We start from the raw sequence: 17,630 nt of genomic DNA, 5'->3' as shown, positions 1-17,630 counted from the left end.
TGGACGAGCCTTAAGCGAGTCAACCCTGGGTACCTCCGGAGATGTTGATCAGGTGGGAAGGCCGACAGCATCCGCTTTCTCCCCTCCGCCATCAACACCTCCACGTCAGGCGGATACGATGTCGTGCGTTGACTGATGTTCGCGGCAAGATGCCGCGAACAGCACGCAGGATGCGTGCGCTCCCCAAGCTGCCCGGGCACAGACCATTTGAGGGCTGTCAGACCATGCGTTCCTCAGGTTCCTTGGCAGGCACTGACTGAAGCGTCTGCGGGGTGACTCACGCTCCAGACGCCCGCCTGCCCAACGCTCCGCTCCCACCCGCCCAAGCGCACACCTTGGCCCCTTGAATCCTTTTCCTGCCACGTCGCCACATACGGGGAAATTTGTGCCTCCTCACGTCGACAACTACATCGGCTTCGGGCGTGATTCGGCAGCAGGGAAAAGCGGGGGCCGTTGCAAGCTGAGGCAGGCTGAAACGAAACGTCTCCCTCCTGCCGCCTCCCTTACGGCGTAATAATCACCACGCGATAGAACTTCCTCGGCCCACTGCCTGCAGCGGTGTCTTTCCAGGACATGACGGCACCGGAGCCCGCATGCAGGGTGGCCGTACTCACGGGATCCCAGGTCTTCAGATCCAGGCTCGTCTGCACGGAATAGAATCGGCCCTGCTCGCTTGGCCAGGAGATCGTGATGCTGCCGTCTGTGCTCGCCTGCATCGGTGTGACCACGCTGTCAGATTGATTGGGGTCTGTGCCAGCGAGAAACTCGGCGAGATTGTTTCTGGAATCGCCGTCGTCATCCGCCGCAGGGTCCAGCACACTCACGGGATTGGCCCGCAGGCCGCCGTACTTCTGCTCCCACCAGTCCGGCAGCTGGTTGCTGTTGCTGTCACCTACCGTGAAGGTGGCCGTGGCGACTGGTCCAGTCAGACCTGCATGAATGCCCACGGCTTTCACTGTGGTGGTGCGCAGAGAGCTGAATGCCCCCAGATTGGCGAGGGTCGGGCTCTGCGAAGTGGGCGTGGAACCGTCCAGGGTGAAGTGAATGAACCCCTCTGGTACCGTGGTGCCGATTTTCCAGGGAATGGTGTTGGCGGACGAGGCCGTGGCGGGACTCAACGTGATCACCGGCGGAGATCCGTAAGCCGTCACTCCAGGGTTCGCGGTATCGACAATGATGAGGTTGTTGTCGGCGGGAACCAGCAGGCCTCCCTTGGGCAGGGTCTGCTGCACCGTGCCATCCGTCAGGCTGACGACGTGGGTGGTGCTGGCGGTGCTGACAATCACTCGGTCTTGTGTAAACAGAGGCTGGCTGGTTGGCGTCACGGGCAACGGAATGGTGCGTGCCAGCGCCCCCGTGCGCCGGTCAAACACGTGCACACCTGGAGTGCCGTCCTCATAGGCGGCATACACCACGCCCTGCCGCACGGCGGGGGTGAAAAGGTGCTTGCTGCTCGTGCTGCTCCAGCGCGTGAAGGGAGCCTGATGGGTGGCAACACAGTACAGCGTCCCTTCCAGATTCACCACGGCATCGCCGGCCTCCCAGACCACCGTGGAGTTGGTGGTGAGCAGGGCGGGATTGGGGCGGAAGGTCCAGCGGTGGGCACCATAGTTGGCATCCAGAGCGTGGATCGCTCCACCGGTAGCGGTGAGGATAAGATCGGCACCCTCAGTCGGCGTGCCCGTCTGGGCACCCGGCAGGGTGGTGATGTAGGCGGCCGAGGGAGCAAAGGGATACACTCCGTAGATCTTGGGGCCCGAACCACCCGGCATGTGGATCAAGCCATGGGATCCCAGCAGGGATTTGCCCAGCTCGCTGACCGTGGGATCGAAGGTGCCCCACCATTGGCCTGTGCCTGTGGCGGCATCCAGCGCCGTGATGCTGGAGGTGTAGCCGGGGTCGCTAAGCACATAGTAGAGGCTCGAACCATAGAGAAGCGGAGGGTTGATCCCTCCAGAGATGGTTTCGTTGCGGGTCCAGGTTGGGAGCCCGGTATCCAGATGCAATGCCTTGATCTCGTCGGAACCATCCGCCCGATGTCCGGTGACATAAACGCGGTTGTTGGCGACGACCGGCGTGGTGGGCACGCCTTGCAGCGGCTGCGTCCAGCGCAATTGCAGCGAGCCGTTCAGCACCGCGGGAAAGAGGCCGGAACGGTGGTTGTTTCCTCCAAGGGCAGGCCAGGTGCCGCCGCGCAGGTCGCCTAGGTGTACCGTCACGGTGGCGGTCGAGGTGCGTGCGCCATCTGTCACGGTGTACGTGAAGCTGGTGGAGCCGGAGAGGAATCCGCCACCGGGCTGAAAGGCGAGCGTCCCGTCCGGATTGGCCGTCACGGTGCCCAACGAAGGCTGGGTGAAGGACTGCACCGTGAGCGGCAGGTTGTCCGGGCTGTAGTCATTGCCCAGCACATTCAAAGACGAAAGCGGCTGCCCGGGCATGGCCGCGAAGACATCCGCCTCCAGCACCGGAGCATCGGCGACCGCGGAGACATTGATGGTGACTGTGGCCGGAGCCGATTCGCTCCGTTTGTCGCGTACCGTGAAGTTGAAGCTAGTGTACGGCGTCCCGTTCTCGTTGGTCTCCGGCAGATAGATGAGCTGGTGACTGGGGCTGCTCACGAGGGTGGGGGCCGTGGTGATGGGGACCGTCGGTTCAAATCCGTCGGAGGTCTGGAAAAGCCTCCCTTTGGTGGGGAGCTGCGTGATGTAATACTGCAGCGTGTCGTTGTCGGCATCAGATCCACTCAGATTGAATACCGTGAGCGAATCCTCGCTCGTTGACAAAGTGCTGGGGCCCGCCACCGGCACAGTGTTTGTGGTGGGCGTGACTTGCAGGGTTACTGGCAGGGTGGAAGCACTGCTGGTGGGATCATTGGTGGTGAGCGCCAGCAGTCCCTCATAGGTCCCGGCGGTGAGCCGGGAGGCATTGTACGTGACGGTGACGGTGGCGGAACCTCCCGGAGCAATGGTGCCCGAGTTTTGAGAGAGTGTCATCCAGTCCAGCGCGTCATTGGAAAACTCCACTCCGTCCAACCACGAGTTCACGTTGCCGCTGTAGTTGTAGGAAAATGCGGCGATGCACTGGTCGACCCGGGGGTTGCGGAAGGGGACCCCCGCCTGCACTACCGCACCATTCACGTAGTAGTCGAAGCTCTGGGTGTCCCAGTTGATGTTGCGGAACTCGATGTGGTACCAGGTGTCCTTGTCGTAGCTCACCAGCTGGTTGCCCCCCACATCCGCGTTCAGGTAAAAGCGCCCGTTCGGGTGGGCGAAGAACCAGATGAAATCCACCAGATAGCCGTTGTTCACATCGCACAGCACCATGTAAGCCGTGGCCAGATCCCGCGCCGCCGTGCGCACCCAGAAGGACACGTGCCCGGGCTGTTGCGCCCACTGAAACTCCTGATGAACCCCGGAGAAGTGGTCTTCTGTGCCGGCCATGTTGAAGCGGAAGGACTTGGTTCCCTCGCCTGCCGTGTTGGACACCACCTCACGATGCGCGTCCGTCCAGCTCTCAAACCACTTGTTGTAAGTTCCATCCTCGAACCCATCGGCGAAGGGCAGGTACGGATAGGTGGCCGTATTGTTGTCCAAGGCATTGAGACCGGGCCGGGCAGGCAGCAGACGTCCGGGGCCGGGGCCTTCTTCCACGGCCTGCACGGAAGAGCCGGTGGGCAGGAACGCAGCGGGATGCACGGGCTTCAATCCTGCCAGTTGGTTGGCCAACAGCTTGCCGGTGGCCACGTTGTCAGGTTGTGGGGTTTCCACCAGCTTCCAGGTCAGGGGCACGTTGCCGTTGTTTTGCAGGGTGATCGTCTGGGTGGTCGCGTCATCTTCCTCCACGGTCGCTCCCAAGGTGGAGGGGGTGATCTGGAGGGCCGAGTAGCCCAGGATCATGTTTACGTTCTCTGCGGAGGGTGGGACCACCACCGTCTGCGGGCTGGAGGAAACAAACCCTGCCGCGCTGGCGTGCACCGCATAGCTGCCATCCACCACGCTGGCGCTGTAGCTGCCGTCTGCGGTGGTGGTGGCGGTTCTGGTGATCGTGCCATTGAGATGCACGGTGGCCCCCACCAACCCCGAGCCATCGCTCACGTTGGTGACGCGGCCGCTGATCTGGGAAACGGTGTAGATCTCCAGCGTTGCCTCCTCGATCCGGTTCACACCCGCACCATCTGTGAAAGCAAGGCTGAGCGGCAGGCTGGCGGGCGTTGTGTGGTCCGCCGCCACGGTGATGGTCAGCGAGGTGCCGGTGTTGGCCTGGCGGGCGGCGGCTGGCACCACCCCGAAGGTCTGAGTGGTGTGGCCCAGCGTCACCTTGGGATCGGCGGTGTTCATCGTCACCGTGGCCTGGAGCGGGCCGGTGGACAGGCCGCCGAGATTCTGCACTTCCAGGGTGAGGGCCGCGGTTTCTCCGGGGCTGATGATGCCATCGGCATTGCCCGTGGTGCCGGGTGCTCCTCCATCCACGACGGTGGTCTTGACCAGCACGGGGTAAGCAGAAGTGGCCAGGTCTATCGCGTTGCCAACATCCAGACGCCCGCCGGTGCTCACCTTGCCGTTCAGATTGGCAACGGGATCCGTCTTGGCCAGAAGCGCCGCTTTGATCTGGGCAAAACTCATCGCCGGGTTCGCCGCCTTGAGCAGCGCCGCGGCACCCGACACGTGCGGCGTTGCCATGGAAGTTCCGCTGGAGTGAGCGTAGCCTCCGTCGCGGTAGGTGGAGAGAATGCTGTCACCCGGTGCGGCCAGGTGAACCTTGCTGGCTCCGTAGTTGGAGAACCACGCCAGTTGATCATTCGCATCCGTAGCCGCTACGGCGATCAGGTTGGCCGCCACGTAGTTGGAGGGGTAGTTGGGGATGACGTCGTTGTCGAGTCCGTCGTTCCCCGACGCCGCCACGAAACCCACGCCGTTGGTCCCGGCATGGTTGATGGCATCTTCCATCGCCTGAACGTAATCGCCCCCGCCCCATGAGTTCGAGGAAAGGAGGACACCTTTGGCCGTGGCATAGTAGATGGCCTTGATCGCGTCGGAGTCCGCGCCGGACCCCGCTGAATTGAGAAACTTCAGCGGCATGATCTTCACATGGTGGCTCACGCCCACCACGCCCGTGCCGTTGCGTCCTACCGCGCCCAGGGTGCCGGCAGTATGAGAGCCATGACCGTGGTCGTCTTCGGGGTTGGCATCGTTCGAGACGAAGTCGTAGCCGTGGATGTCATCCACATAGCCATTGTTGTCGTCATCCAGGCCATTGCCGGCAATTTCCCCGGCATTGGTCCAGAGGTTGGGCTCCAGATCGGGGTGGTCCATGTCCATGCCGGTGTCGATCACCGCCACGATCACATTGCTGCTGCCTTCCGTCACCGCCCATGCGGTGAGGGCATTGATGTCTGCTCCCGCGAGGCCGCCGGTCTGGCCCGTGTTGGAGAGCGCCCATTGCTGGTTGAAGGACGGATCATTGGGGACCGGAGCTTGCGCCTGGTTCTGCACGATGTAGTCCGGGTCGGCGTAGGCGATCGGGCTGCCGGCCTCTGCGAGGGCAAGCAGGGCGGCATCATAAGTCTCAAGACTCGGATCCTTTGTCGCCACCAGATAAAGGGGAGCGTTGGGGATGCGCTCACGGATGGTCAGTTGGTGCTGGCTGAGCCAGGCCTGAAATTCCGGCTCCGTCACGCGTGGCTTGAGCGTGACCATGAGGTGATCTGCCACCATCACATGCCGTTTCACCAGCACCTCTCCGCCATTGGCCAGGCGGTGCACCTGCTCCTCCATGCGCAGATGCGGGTACTTGAAGTTCGTCTCATGCAGCGTCACCCGTCGCTGCACGCCTTCCGGTGAGACTTCAGAGTTGTCCGTGGCCACCACCTTACCATTTGCGATTTCGGCGGGAACTCCCCGGCGGGGAGAGTTGGGGGCACCCGCTTGCACTGGGCTGGCAGGTGCTGCGGGGGCGGGGAACGAGGCGGATCCTGAGAGGGCAGCTTCCGGCTTGCCCCCGGCGGTGGAGCGGCTCAGATCCCACGGCTTCTGCGCGGTGGGACTGGCCGTCGAAGAACCCTCTCGCGAAGCATCGCTGTCACCACTTCTGTCGGAGTACGCATCACGCATCAGCCACGCGGTGGTGATGGCCAAGCCCGCCAACACAAGGATACCGCCTGCCAGGAAGGGGAAAATTCGGAAGGTACGCGTGCTCATGAGGAAAATCGCCCCATGCTACTGGGAACGTGCATTTTTGGCCACTGGAAGGTGAACCCCTGCGGAACCTGGAAGGCTACGGATTCTCCTGCACTGGCTGAACCGGCGGCGGAGGAGATTGCGGGGGCACCGTCAAACGTCGCCGGCTGGGAATGTTGGGACGGCCTGCGCCCATGTTGGGAGGCTGCCCAGGCTGGGGGCGAATGCCTGGAGGCACGGGCGTGGGAGCCCCTCCGCCATTCATCATGCCGGTATTGGCACCCTGCGGAGAGGGTTGACCATAGGCCCCTGGTGGGGGCTGGGGCGCCCCGCTCTGGTCCTGATCCATGTTGGTCATGTTCATGCCTGCGGTGGCTGGATCAGGAGCTGCCCCGTTGGAGGGTTGTTTTTGGCCCATCCCATGGGGAGGGGCTTGTGTCGTCGCGCCACCGCCCTGCCCAGCGGCCATCTGTTTCAGGAAGGCAGTGTCGTATCGCAGCGTGGCTTTTTCCCCTCCAGAGACGATCACGGCGTAGGAATCCCGTCGGGTGTCTGCGATGACGGACTCCGTCACCCGCATGCCGTTGGCGGCGGGTTCCTGGCCTTTGAGTCGCGTCCGCTCCCGTGTCTTGGTGTTCACCACCACCACGCAGGTGACTCCCTCGGCATCATCGTACATGCTCCCCAGGGCGAGATTCTTGGAAAAGGACTCCCGCTGGATGGCCACCGGAGCCGTCTTCAGTGTGAAAGGGTTCTTCCTCCAACCGTTCTCATACTTCTCCTCCGGGAAAGGCTGTGGCGGAACAAACGCTTGCTGTGCCGCTGCCTCGGATGCCAGCAGGGCCGGGAAGGCGCAGACCAGCAGCATCCACACCGCGGAGCGGCGGGGGAGGGCTGGCTGCAAACCGCAGGCTGGAGCGGAGGACATGGACTTGGGGGAAAAACGAGCGTTCCCACAGTGTCCTCCGAGTGTGACAATTCGCCACAACATTTTGACCGGTTCACCGACCGGATGCTTCAGCTGGCGGTTGTCCCTGGGGGCGGGCTTGCGGGAGATAGAGGCTGGTGGGATTCAGGTCCTTCCCTTTCAGAAACTGGCCGTCGGGCTCGCGTTGGAGGTCATCTTCCGTCCACATCTTCTGGTCCGGCCCGGCACTGCGGATCTCCAGGCGGTCGCGGCTCGCGGCATGGATGTAGAGCGGCGTTTTCCATCGGTCCACGAGCTGGCCCTTTTCATTGAAGACCGGGTGGTCATCCCGGAGGAACCGGATCTGGGCCTTGTTGCGGCCTTTGAGCGCGTCGGCGAACTCCTCATTGGCACCGAGCCGGAATGGATCGTTTCCTTTAACCAGGAGCGCCAGATTATCGAGCGCATGGGCCACCGCGTGCAGGTCATCCTGGGGACGGGAGCCGGGGCTGGCATACGCCTGCAGGATCATTTCACCCGGCAGCTTGGTGCCCGGTGGTGGATTCGGGGGCAACGGCCGGAGGGGCGGGCTGGGCGCTGGCGGGGTGGTGTTGGCAACCGGAAGGCCAGCCTCGGGTTTCGGCTTGAGGGCCAGCCACAAGCCTCCCGCAATCGCCGCCAGCAAAAGGGCTGCGGCGATGAGGCGGCCGGGGCGTTTGATCGCCGACCTGCCCGCCTTTCCTGATGTTGTCATGCGATGTAAAGGAGAAGCGAGGGGTCAGCTCCAGGTGCCGGGTTTCAGGAAACCGATGGGCAGGGTGGAGGAGCTCGCGTTGTAGAAGTTGCCCAGGTTGGGCAGTACATAGGGCATGTCCGAGGCCTTCACCCCGAACCATCGCAGCATCTCGCCCACGAACTGGTCCACAGACGTGGTGGGGATCATCCTGCCGCCGTAGCCGGTGTCATTGTTGCTGTCGATCGCGAGATTTGGGAAGGTGCCGTAGATCCTGCCGCCCTGCACGGGTCCGCCCATGACAAGGGCGTTCGCCCCCCAGGCGTGGTCGGTGCCGCGGCCGTTGCTGCGCAGTGTCCGGCTGAAGTCGGAGGAGGTGAAGCTGATGACGCTGTCCTGCAGGCCCATGGCATCCAGCGCCCGCTGGAAGCCCGCCAGTCCGGCGTCCAGCACGGAGAGCATGGGGGCCTGGGAGTCCAGCAGCTCCGTGTGGTGGTCCCACCCGCCGAAGCCGATGAAGAGCGTCTGCCGGTGGAGACCCAACGCCTGGCGGAGGCCGATCATCTTGGCCGCCGCCCGGAACTGGGAACCCATGTAAGAGTTCGGGAACATGCCGGCCACGGCGCTGTCGTCGTACGTGCTGAACTTCTGGAGGAAAAACTCCTGCAGCTCGATGCTGCTGCGCGTGAGGCCGGAGAAGGACTCCTGTACCAGATTGGAGTACTGCTGGGACAGGATGCTGCGGTGCGCAGAGTTCTTGATGCGGTGGAAGTGGCTCGTGTCTCCGATGTAGGAGCCCGTGAAGGTGAGGGCTCCCTGGTCTGTCACCACGAACTGGCTGGTCTGATTGCCCACCTGCAGGAGGTTGTTCCCCGCCAGGGAGAGGTTCATGGAAAAATTCGTCGCATTGGAGGAGGCGTGCAGCACGTCCGCCGCGCGGCCGGCCCAGCCGCTGAGCTGCGTCATCCCCTGGGGCACGGAGGTCTGCCACTGGTCGATCTGGTCACTGTGGGAGAAGAGCGCCCTGGGCAGCGGCATGGTCTCCGCCAGATATTGCGCCTTGGTCACGGGAGCGATGAGCGTGCCCACGTTGGAGATCCAGGCGGCGCGGCGTTTCGCGGTGTCCCCGCCCAAGCCGTTGAACATTTCCTGCAACCCCGGGCAGTTCGGATGCAGGCCGTACTCCTGCCCGTCCCCTCCGGACTGGGTCAGGGGCCGCAGGGTGTTTAGCCCCAGGGCCAGATTGTCCCGCGTGGTCGTGTACACCGCGTGCCGGGCAGCATCGCGGGGCACCAGCCAGTTGAAGGAGTCATTGCCTCCATGAAGGAAGACACACACCAGGGTGCGGTAGTCTGTCGGTGCTGACTGGGCGGCAGCGGAGCCAGCCAGCTTCAGATTCAGCAGCGTGTTGAGGATCGAGAGATTCCCCAGGGCCGCGCAGGCGGACTGGCCGAGGAACTGCCGGCGGTTTGGCCGATGAAAGGGGGACTGTTGGTCTTTCATGCTCATACGGAGAACAGCGTCGCGTTTCAATAAAGAGGGCTGGGGGGTTACCGGATCACGGCCCCCTCCGGGGAGACGATGGCCAGATACGCCGCCACCTGCGCGCGGATCGCCAGTTCATTGGCCGGCAGTTGATTGATCGCATTCAGGATGTAGGTGCGGGTGCCCACCTCCATGTTGCCTGCGCAGAAGATCGTGTTGAGGTGGTCCACCAGCAGTTCCGGCGTGGCGGCCAGCGCCTTTTCCCGCTCCATGTCCAGGGGGAATTGGTACACGTTCCAGAGACGGAAGCCGTATTGCACCAGATCCCAGAGCCGGTTGGGGAAGGAGATCGAGGAGAAACTGTCCGTGATCTGGAAGACCGGGGAGGACAGGCTGTTCTGCGTCAGCAGGCCCGGCGCCTGATAGTCAGGGCGGTAGAAGTTGAACACGCTGGGGGAGAAGGTTGGCTCCTGGCGGCTCACGTTGAAGAAGTCGTTCCAGTCCCACCAGAGCAGATTGGTCTCCCCCTTCAGGCCAAAGGCCCGCCCGATGGACATGGCGCGGATCACGGGTTCTTTAAGGCGGCCAAACGAGGCCCCGGAGGAGTAGCGTGTGTCACGGGCTTCTTCATCCAGCAGGATGGCCTTGATCACCGCCAGCAGATCGCCGCGCACACCCTGGCCGTTGTTGGCAAACACCGCCGAGACTCGCTGCACATAGGTGGGGCTTGGATTGTCTGTGACGAAGAACTGGATCAACTGCCGGCCCACAAACACACCCGTGTTGGGGTGCTCGAATAGCATGCGGATGAGGTCGTCGATGTCGCGCAAGGCATTCTCCGCGGAAGGCGCGCGGGAGGGCACCGCAAAGCCGCGCAGCAGCGTCTTCTTCCCGAAGTCGTGACGGTCCGAGTGCATCGTCATGGGTGTGGAGAAGGCCGCGTCATCCCAGCCGCCGTTGCCCCACTCCTGCCCGCCGTACCAGAGCCCGGTGAGCACGCGGGCCACCTGGGTGATCTCGGTGTTCGTGTAGGTGGGGATGGGGTGCCCGCCGCTGTCCAGCTTGCGCGTGCCATCGGGGTTCAGCTCCCAGAGCCCGATGCTGAAGAGCTGCATCACCTCACGGGCGTAGTTTTCATCCGGATACTGGTTGATCTCCGGATGCGCCTTCTGGTTGCCCACATGGCTGAGGTACCGCCCCATGATGGGGTGGAAGGTCACCTCACGCAGGACGTCACGGTAGTTTCCAAGACCGTTCCGGACGAAGATGTCGTAGAAGCTGGCCATGCCGATCGCCTTGTTCTCCAGGGCGGAATCGCGGCGCGAGGCCACGAGGATCTGGCTAAGGGCGAAGGCCATGCGCTGCCGGAGCTGGTCCTGCCCGTTCACAGCGCCCCGGGCAAAGGCGGTCATCATGTTGTTGCCAAAGAGGAAGTACTCATTGTCACTGCCGCCGTAGCTGTAGCCCTGGCCGGTGCGCTGCCCGCGAATGTCATTGTAGATCTCTTGAATGTAGGGCGAGTGGAGCGTGGGAGCCTGCGCCGCCTGCTGGGTGATCCAGCCTGCATAGCCCTGCTCCTGCACCGTCTGGATGTCCTCCGGTGTGGGACCAAAGGTGGATTGCGTGAGGAACCTCGCCGCCTGGGTGCGCGAGATGGCCGTGCTGCCACTGGCGATGCCGGTGCCGCCACTGCCCCCGCTGCCGGAGCCGGGAAATCCGCCCGCAGCCGTGGTGCCCTGGAGATGCTCCACCAGAGTCACATAGTCCCCGCTGTAAGTGGTGTCCACCACCCCGTCCTGGTTGGTGTCCACGCTGGTGGCGCTGCGGGAGCTGTTGGCCGCCAGAGGGTCAGAGCCCAGCACGTTCTTCTCCGTCCAGTCACTCACGCCATCGCCATCCCGGTCCAGGTCATTCACCCGCACCTTGTAGAACACCCGGGTGGGGCCGTTCAGCACATTGGTGAAGGTCTGCTGGTTCACGCCGTCTGTAGTGACCGGTGTGCCCGTGGCGGGGTTCCAGTCGGTGAGGTTGCCGCTTTCCCACACCGCATGTTGCTTCTGCACCAGCGCCGGCCAGCGCACCAGGATGTTGTTTCCTTGAGCGACAATCGCAGACCACAGCCGGTCCGCGGGATCAAAGGGATCCGTCCCTGCCGCGGCTTCCGCCGCATTGCTCATGCCGTCGCCATCGGTGTCCACATTGGCCACCAGGTTGAAGCTGCCGGCCCAGAGCTCCCAGGCATCTGCCAGGCCGTTGCCATTGAGATCTTCCCCCGAGTTCCCCGTGCCGCGGTAGAGAGGCGGCAGGCTCGTGGCCAGCAGCGGATTGCTCCGGCTGGAGACCTCCACGCCATCTGGAGCGCCATCGCCATCGGTGTCCCGCTGCAATGGGGAGGTGCCTGCCGTGTACTCATCCCTGTTTTTCAATCCATCATTGTCGGGGTCCAGGACGGCATCCGCCGTACTGTTGATGTTCAGACCATACTGGGTCTCCCAGACATCAGGCATCCCGTCATTGTCGGTATCCTTGTAGGCACTGAAGGCGGCGGTGTTCTCCAAGGGGGTCGCCTGGAAGTAAACAGTCACGGCATCCGGCACGCGGAAGTTGAAGCGGTTCACCACCGCCGGATCGTCATGGGTTTGCCACGTGGCGGTGTTGTTGTGCGCGCTGGTGGCCAGGGCGCACCCATTGTAAGTGCGACTCACCACCGTCGATCCAGTGCGCTGATTGATGATGGCGAAGGTCACGTTCCAGCTCGTCTGGGAGCCCGCGCTGGTGGCTGAAACCCGGAACCGCAGACGGTCGGAGATGTCCACCTTGCCGCGTCCGCTGAAGCCCATGGCCGATTTTAGATCCGCGGGAGTGGTGGACCAGTCGCTGTCCCAGACATGGGCGGTGTCATTGTCCGGGTGGCTGAATGCGCCCCAGTAGTTCGTGTGGAAATAGTAGGTGACGTTGCCGTTGCGAACCGGCAGGGCAAAGTACAGGGCATCCTCACGCGGCCGCGCAGCATTGGTGATTCCCAGCGCAAAGAGGTCGTCGTTGAAGCCCGAGTGATTGCGTGAGTGGTCCCAGACGAGTTGCACATTCTCCACCGTCCAGTCGAAGGTGCGAGAGGGCGAAGTGGTCACCACTGGCATGCTGAAGGTGGTCGCCTCAGCGGCCAGGGGGTTGGTGCGCTCCGTGGATTCGAGGAGATCACTCCGTCCATCGCCATCCGTGTCGGTCTTGTTGGGGTCGGTTGGCAGCGGCAGGGTGGCCACCTCGGCGCCATCCGTCAGGCCATCATTGTCGGTGTCTTGCAGCAGCGGATTTGAGCCCGTGTTGGTGGCGCTCACCCAGATGCCGGTGCCCGTCTCCACCAGATCCCGCAGGCCGTCGCCATCGGTGTCTGCCACCCGGGGATCCGTGCCGCGGTTTTTCTCACCCACATTGTTAAGGCCGTCGCCATCAGCATCCAGCGTGGCATCGGCATTGGACCCCGGGTTGAACCCGTAGCGATACTCCCAGTGGTCCGGCAGTCCGTCGCTGTCCGTGTCTGCGGTGGCATTCACGATCTGGATCCCGTGCAGGCCCACATTGTAGTAGCTCGTCCGATAGAGTTGCAGGTTGAAGCTGCTGCCCGTCACGTTGCGGAAGCGCACAGTGTTCCCGCGTCGGGGATAGGTCGCATTGTAAATGCCCTGCTCGATGAAGGTCTTCTCCGGCCGGGAGCTGGCACTGCTGAACCGCAGATCTGAGGCGCTGTTGTTGTTGAGCCGGATATAGCCTACTGAAGCCTCCGACTGCGCCCCCACATAGGCGATAACATCATAGGTAGCGTAGGGCACCTGCGTGACGGTCAGGGACGCGGGACTATCGCCCGCAACGGAGAGCATGCCGTCGAAGAGTTTCTGGGTGGGGCCGCCACCGTTGCCTGTGCCCCAGGTGTAGCCGGGGTTGGTCCAGGAGAACTTTACCCCGGAGTCCACTCCCGTGGCGTACGCCACCTTGCCCGCGATCGGGGTCACGATGTCAATCTCCGATCCGGCGGGGTCATTCCACGTGCTCAGGGGCATCGCACTGTTCCAGTTCATCTGCGGGGTGATGCCGGTCACCTCCTTGGGCAGCAGGCCGTGCTCCGGAGTGAGATCGGACACAAACTTGATGCCGATCGCACCGGGGAACGTCGGCGGCTTGCTGCTGTTGCTGGTCGGGTTGAATCCGGTGCGGACCTCCCAGGCGTCCGGGGCACCATCGTTGTCGGTGTCAGCCAGCAGGGGATTCGGGCGTGGGTTTAAGGAAACTTCCTCTCCATCCAGGAGCGAGTCCCCGTCTGTATCCGGGTTGTTGGGATCGGTGCCGGTGTGCGTGGCATCCACATAGGTGCCGGTGTTGGTCTCGTATCCGTCCTTCAGGCCGTCCGCGTCGGTATCGGCGTTGCGGGGGAGTGTCCTGCGGGTGAACTCCTGCGCGTTGGTGAGGCCGTCCTGATCGGGATCGTACCCGGCGTCGGCGGCGTTCTGGTCATCGAATCCGTGATCCTCCTCCCACCAGCGGGGCAGGCCATCGCCATCTGCATCTTGGAGCGCGGTGGGGTGCAACTCGAGTTGCAGGTAGTCGAACTGGATGGACCCGTCAGGGCTGGAGGGGCTGGTCGTCACGCGGGTGATCTCCAACACGTTCTCCCCTGTCACGAGTGTAAAGGTGCCTGCATTGGCCTCCACCAGCATTTCGCCCCGGGTGGTGAAAAGCTTCGTCCCGATGACAGCGCCATTGAGCTTTACCTGAAGGGAATGGTTACCGTAGCCAGGGCCCTGGGTGCTGGTCGCCGCCTGCCACCAGCCGCCCCACACCTGGTTGAAATGGAACCGGATTCTCGCCGTGGTGGTGGCCTGCCCGGCGTTGAGATTGAAATGGATGCGCTGAGTGTGGTTGGTCGTGCTCAGCACCCGCTCGAACTGCGCAGCGGGCTCGGTGGCTGCCACAGTACCGATGCCGTAAGTCCCGGCAAAGTAGTAGTCATTGTCGCGCACCGTCGCGCTGCCGGGCAGGTTGTTTTGGGGCCACGTTTCGCCCCCCAGCTCCTGGGGGTCGCTGTTTTCCACGCCGATGGACCAAAGTGTTGTGAACTGGGAGTAGAGCGCAGGCAGGGGCAGAATGGCCGCCCAAGTCACCAGCACCAACAGGGCAGGCATTCGCATATGTTTTGGAAGTCGGGGAGATTACGACTGTTCTAGAATATTAGCAATTTTCAGACCGCCTTAAGATCAAGTAGGGGCGGGGAGCAATGTCGCGCCTACACTACTCTTTTGATGTTGGCGGAGAAAAGTCCTCAATTGAGGGGTTGTTACCCATCCACGGCCGCGGAGGTAATATTTTTCCCTATAAAAGTCGTAGAAACGCAGAGTGTAATCAGTAAGGGTATTCCTCAACCCTCTTCATACACTTCATGTTTCTCACGCCCGTGGTGGGCTTCCACCGCATCTGTTGTGCTCTCGTTGTCCTGTGGATTTTTGGTGTAACTTGGACAGCCCAGGCTGCTCCCATAGCGCCATCGCTTTTACATGGGGTGGTGATCCAGCAGATCTCCACCAATCAGGCTGAGATCACGCTCTATTGGAACGATAATTCGGTGGGTGAGACGGGCTTCCGCTTTCGATACACTGCCAACGGCGGTGCCCAGCAGACATTTGATATCGGCTCAGGGTCTTACTCCGGCACCACGGGGGCTTTGGTGTCCAACGTCACGGTGGGATTGGGCATCACCTATGTGATCGATGTCTGCTCGTACGACGGTACGGGCACTTCTGCCTATTCGGGCCAGCCCATTACGATTGTCACCACGCCATTTAATGCCCCGGCGATCAAGGGCACCTACCTGCAGGCCGATGGCGCGGTGCTCATGCTGTGGACGGACAACTCCTATGCTGAGGCGGGTTATCTGGTGGAGATGCGGGAACAGTCCGTGGGGAATTTCCTCCCCGTGACCCCTGCCCGCGCGGCCAATAGCGACGGGATGTGGTTGCCGATCATGAAGCCCGGGGTGCGCTATGAGGTGCGTATGCGTGCCTTTCAGGGGGCGGCGGCCAGCCCATCTGCGGTCACCGCGTATTCCAATGTGGTGCTCACGGATGTGATCCCGGGCTTGGTGGCACCGTCGAATCTTGCCGTCACCGCCACGGATGAAACCTCCGTTTCCCTGACGCTGCGGGACAACAGCTTCAACGCCGTCGGGTATGAGGTGGAGATCAGCTATGCTGGAATGAACCAGTTCAGCGCCTTTGCCACGATGGCTGACCCCGCAGATACCGGCAATGGCCTGGACATCCTCAACTTCCTGGACAGCGTGCCACCCGGCACCGCGTTGGACTTCCGTGTGCGCTCTTTCTTCGTGGAGACACAGAATGGTCCCCGCACCTATTCTTCGTGGTCGCCCACCGGCACGGTGACCACCCCGTTCTACGCCCCCACGAACTTCAGCGCCACGGCCACAGCCAGCCCCTACCACATCACGTTCAACTGGACGGACCCCTCCAAAGTTGAAGAGGCCTATGAGCTCCAATTCCGTGAAGGTGGCGTTGGTGGCCTCTTCTATACCAGGAAGTACATCACGGGGAGGGACCTGGCTTCACCCTACCAGACGTCGTATGCCGATCTGCCAGGTTTCAAACCCGGTACCACCTACGAATTCCGTATTCGGTCCGTCCTTGGGGATCTGGAGACGGCCTACACACCGGTCGCGACGGTCACCACGCCCCCTGGATTCAGCAGCCAACCATCTGTCCAGGTGTATGTGAACGTGCCCTTCACGTGGTCTTTGAGCACGCTGAGCCAGACACCCAGAACGGGAATCAGTGCTTCTTCCCTGCCCACTGGAGTCACCCTGTTGCAGCCCTCCAACACCGCGGTGATTGGCACGATTACCTCGCCAGGGGTGTACACCTTCCCCGTCACCGCCACTTTCCAGGGTGGGGCCTCGCATCAGACTACCATGACGGTGCGGGCCATCCATATGCCTGCGGCACCCCTCATGCCGACTCCGGTGCCGGACCAGACCCTCACCTTGAGCAGCCCGGTGCAGATCCCCTTACAGAACTTCTTTTCAGATCCCGACTCCGAGTCCGTCCTGCGCCTCCACACCAATGTGGGTCACCTGGACCTGCTGCTCCACCAGACCGCCACGCCTCAGACGGTGGCCAACTTCCTGAGCTACGTGAACTCGGGCCGGTTTGATGGGGCGTTGTTCCACACCTCGGAGGATCAGTTCGTGTTCCAGGGAGGTGGCTACAAAGTGAATGGCTCGAATTGGTTCGAACCCATCCCTACCTATGCGCCTGTCCCCAATGAGCCGGGTCTGCAAAACGCGGTAGGCACGGTCGCCATGGCCAAGCAGGAGGACCTCCCGCACAGCGCCACGAGTCAGTTCTTCTTCAACATGAACGACAACCAGGCCAATCTGGATTTTCAGAATGGCGGGTTCACCGTCTTCGCCCGGGTGGGATTGGCCAGCTACCCCGTTCTCACCCAGATGGCCCTGGCTCCAGTGGGAGACTACAACGTCCCCGTGCAGTACGGACCGGGAGCGGAAGATGTCTTCTCCACTCCCTTCTACAATCTGCCACTCACGGCCACGCCTCCGACGGAGCCGCACTCGCTTGACCTGAGCAAACTCATCAAGATCACCTCGACGGAGCCGGTGCCAGCGCTGGTTTATGAGATCATCACGCCTCCCAACTCCGCGGTTGCCATCGCGTCGGTGGAAAGCGGCACCACGTTGAAGATCGAGCCGGTGGCACCAGGCATCACTACCCTCCGGGTTAGCGCCGTGGACCGGGATGGGCAGGCCACAGCTCACACGTTGAACGTCAATGTGACCCAGACCTTCGCTGAGTGGGCGTCCCGCCAGTCCCTCTCCGGTGCGGATGCTCTGGTCACCGGAGATCTTGATAAAGACGGTCTGTCCGCCCTGGAAGAGTTCGCCTTCATGGGTGATCCCACCAAGTCCCTCGCCACCGAGCGCCCGGTGGTGAGCACCGCCAGTAGTGGCGGAAGCACCTTCCTCCAGCTGACCTTCCCCGTTCGGCACCAGATCGCTGGCCTGACCTATGTCGTTGAGGGAAGTGACAATCTGGCCCCGACAGGCTGGTTGCCCGTCTGGAACTCAGGCGACGGTCTGACGGCCTCTGCCGTAGTCAGTGTCGTCCCGGGCGTGGGGTCCGACACCGTCACGGTCCGGGACAGCGTTTCCATCGCGGCTACCAGCCGCCGGTTCCTCAGGGTACGGTTGGTTGTCCCCTAGTAGCAAACTTTTGCGACTCCGTCGCCCCAACTACCTAATGGAAATCAT

At 62.6% G+C, this 17,630-nt stretch carries 6 protein-coding genes; 1 reads left to right on the top strand and 5 read right to left on the bottom strand.

Features of this window, described 5'->3' with window-relative positions:
- Positions 1–503: 503 nt before the first annotated feature.
- The 5 genes from BV034_RS31635 to BV034_RS31615 form a co-directional block, all read right to left on the bottom strand.
- A complete protein-coding gene (locus BV034_RS31635) occupies positions 504–6,197 on the bottom strand; it encodes a S8 family serine peptidase (RefSeq protein ID WP_050030939.1) in 5,694 nt (1,897 codons plus the stop codon).
- Between the two features lie 76 nt (positions 6,198–6,273).
- Positions 6,274–7,104, bottom strand: coding sequence for a hypothetical protein (locus tag BV034_RS31630; protein WP_050030938.1), 831 nt, complete (start codon positions 7,102–7,104; stop codon positions 6,274–6,276).
- A gap of 73 nt (positions 7,105–7,177) precedes the next feature.
- Positions 7,178–7,837, bottom strand: coding sequence for a hypothetical protein (locus BV034_RS31625; protein WP_050030937.1), 660 nt, complete (start codon positions 7,835–7,837; stop codon positions 7,178–7,180).
- Positions 7,838–7,861: 24 nt separating this feature from the next.
- On the bottom strand, positions 7,862–9,319 hold the full coding sequence (locus BV034_RS31620) for a DUF1501 domain-containing protein (protein ID WP_265593686.1): 1,458 nt from the start codon (positions 9,317–9,319) through the stop codon (positions 7,862–7,864).
- Positions 9,320–9,366: 47 nt separating this feature from the next.
- A complete protein-coding gene (locus tag BV034_RS31615; RefSeq protein ID WP_050030935.1) occupies positions 9,367–14,478 on the bottom strand; it encodes a DUF1800 family protein in 5,112 nt (1,703 codons plus the stop codon).
- Between the two features lie 254 nt (positions 14,479–14,732).
- On the opposite strand from BV034_RS31615, the gene BV034_RS31610 reads away from it, so the two are divergent.
- On the top strand, positions 14,733–17,582 hold the full coding sequence (locus BV034_RS31610; protein ID WP_081888276.1) for a peptidylprolyl isomerase: 2,850 nt from the start codon (positions 14,733–14,735) through the stop codon (positions 17,580–17,582).
- The last annotated feature ends 48 nt before the right edge of the window (positions 17,583–17,630 follow it).

This window comes from Verrucomicrobium sp. BvORR034 (assembly GCF_000739635.1).
In the GTDB taxonomy this organism is placed as follows: Bacteria; Verrucomicrobiota; Verrucomicrobiia; order Verrucomicrobiales; family Verrucomicrobiaceae; genus Verrucomicrobium.
Note: the sequence above shows the minus strand (reverse complement) of the source record. Positions and strands in the feature narration are given on the sequence as shown.

Coding starts and splice junctions, on each gene's coding strand:
- BV034_RS31635 (WP_050030939.1), bottom strand. CDS start 6,197: ATGAGCACGCGTACCTTCCGAATTTTCCCCTTCCTGGCAGGCGGTATC.
- BV034_RS31630 (WP_050030938.1), bottom strand. CDS start 7,104: ATGTCCTCCGCTCCAGCCTGCGGTTTGCAGCCAGCCCTCCCCCGCCGC.
- BV034_RS31625 (WP_050030937.1), bottom strand. CDS start 7,837: ATGACAACATCAGGAAAGGCGGGCAGGTCGGCGATCAAACGCCCCGGC.
- BV034_RS31620 (WP_265593686.1), bottom strand. CDS start 9,319: ATGAAAGACCAACAGTCCCCCTTTCATCGGCCAAACCGCCGGCAGTTC.
- BV034_RS31615 (WP_050030935.1), bottom strand. CDS start 14,478: ATGCCTGCCCTGTTGGTGCTGGTGACTTGGGCGGCCATTCTGCCCCTG.
- BV034_RS31610 (WP_081888276.1), top strand. CDS start 14,733: ATGTTTCTCACGCCCGTGGTGGGCTTCCACCGCATCTGTTGTGCTCTC.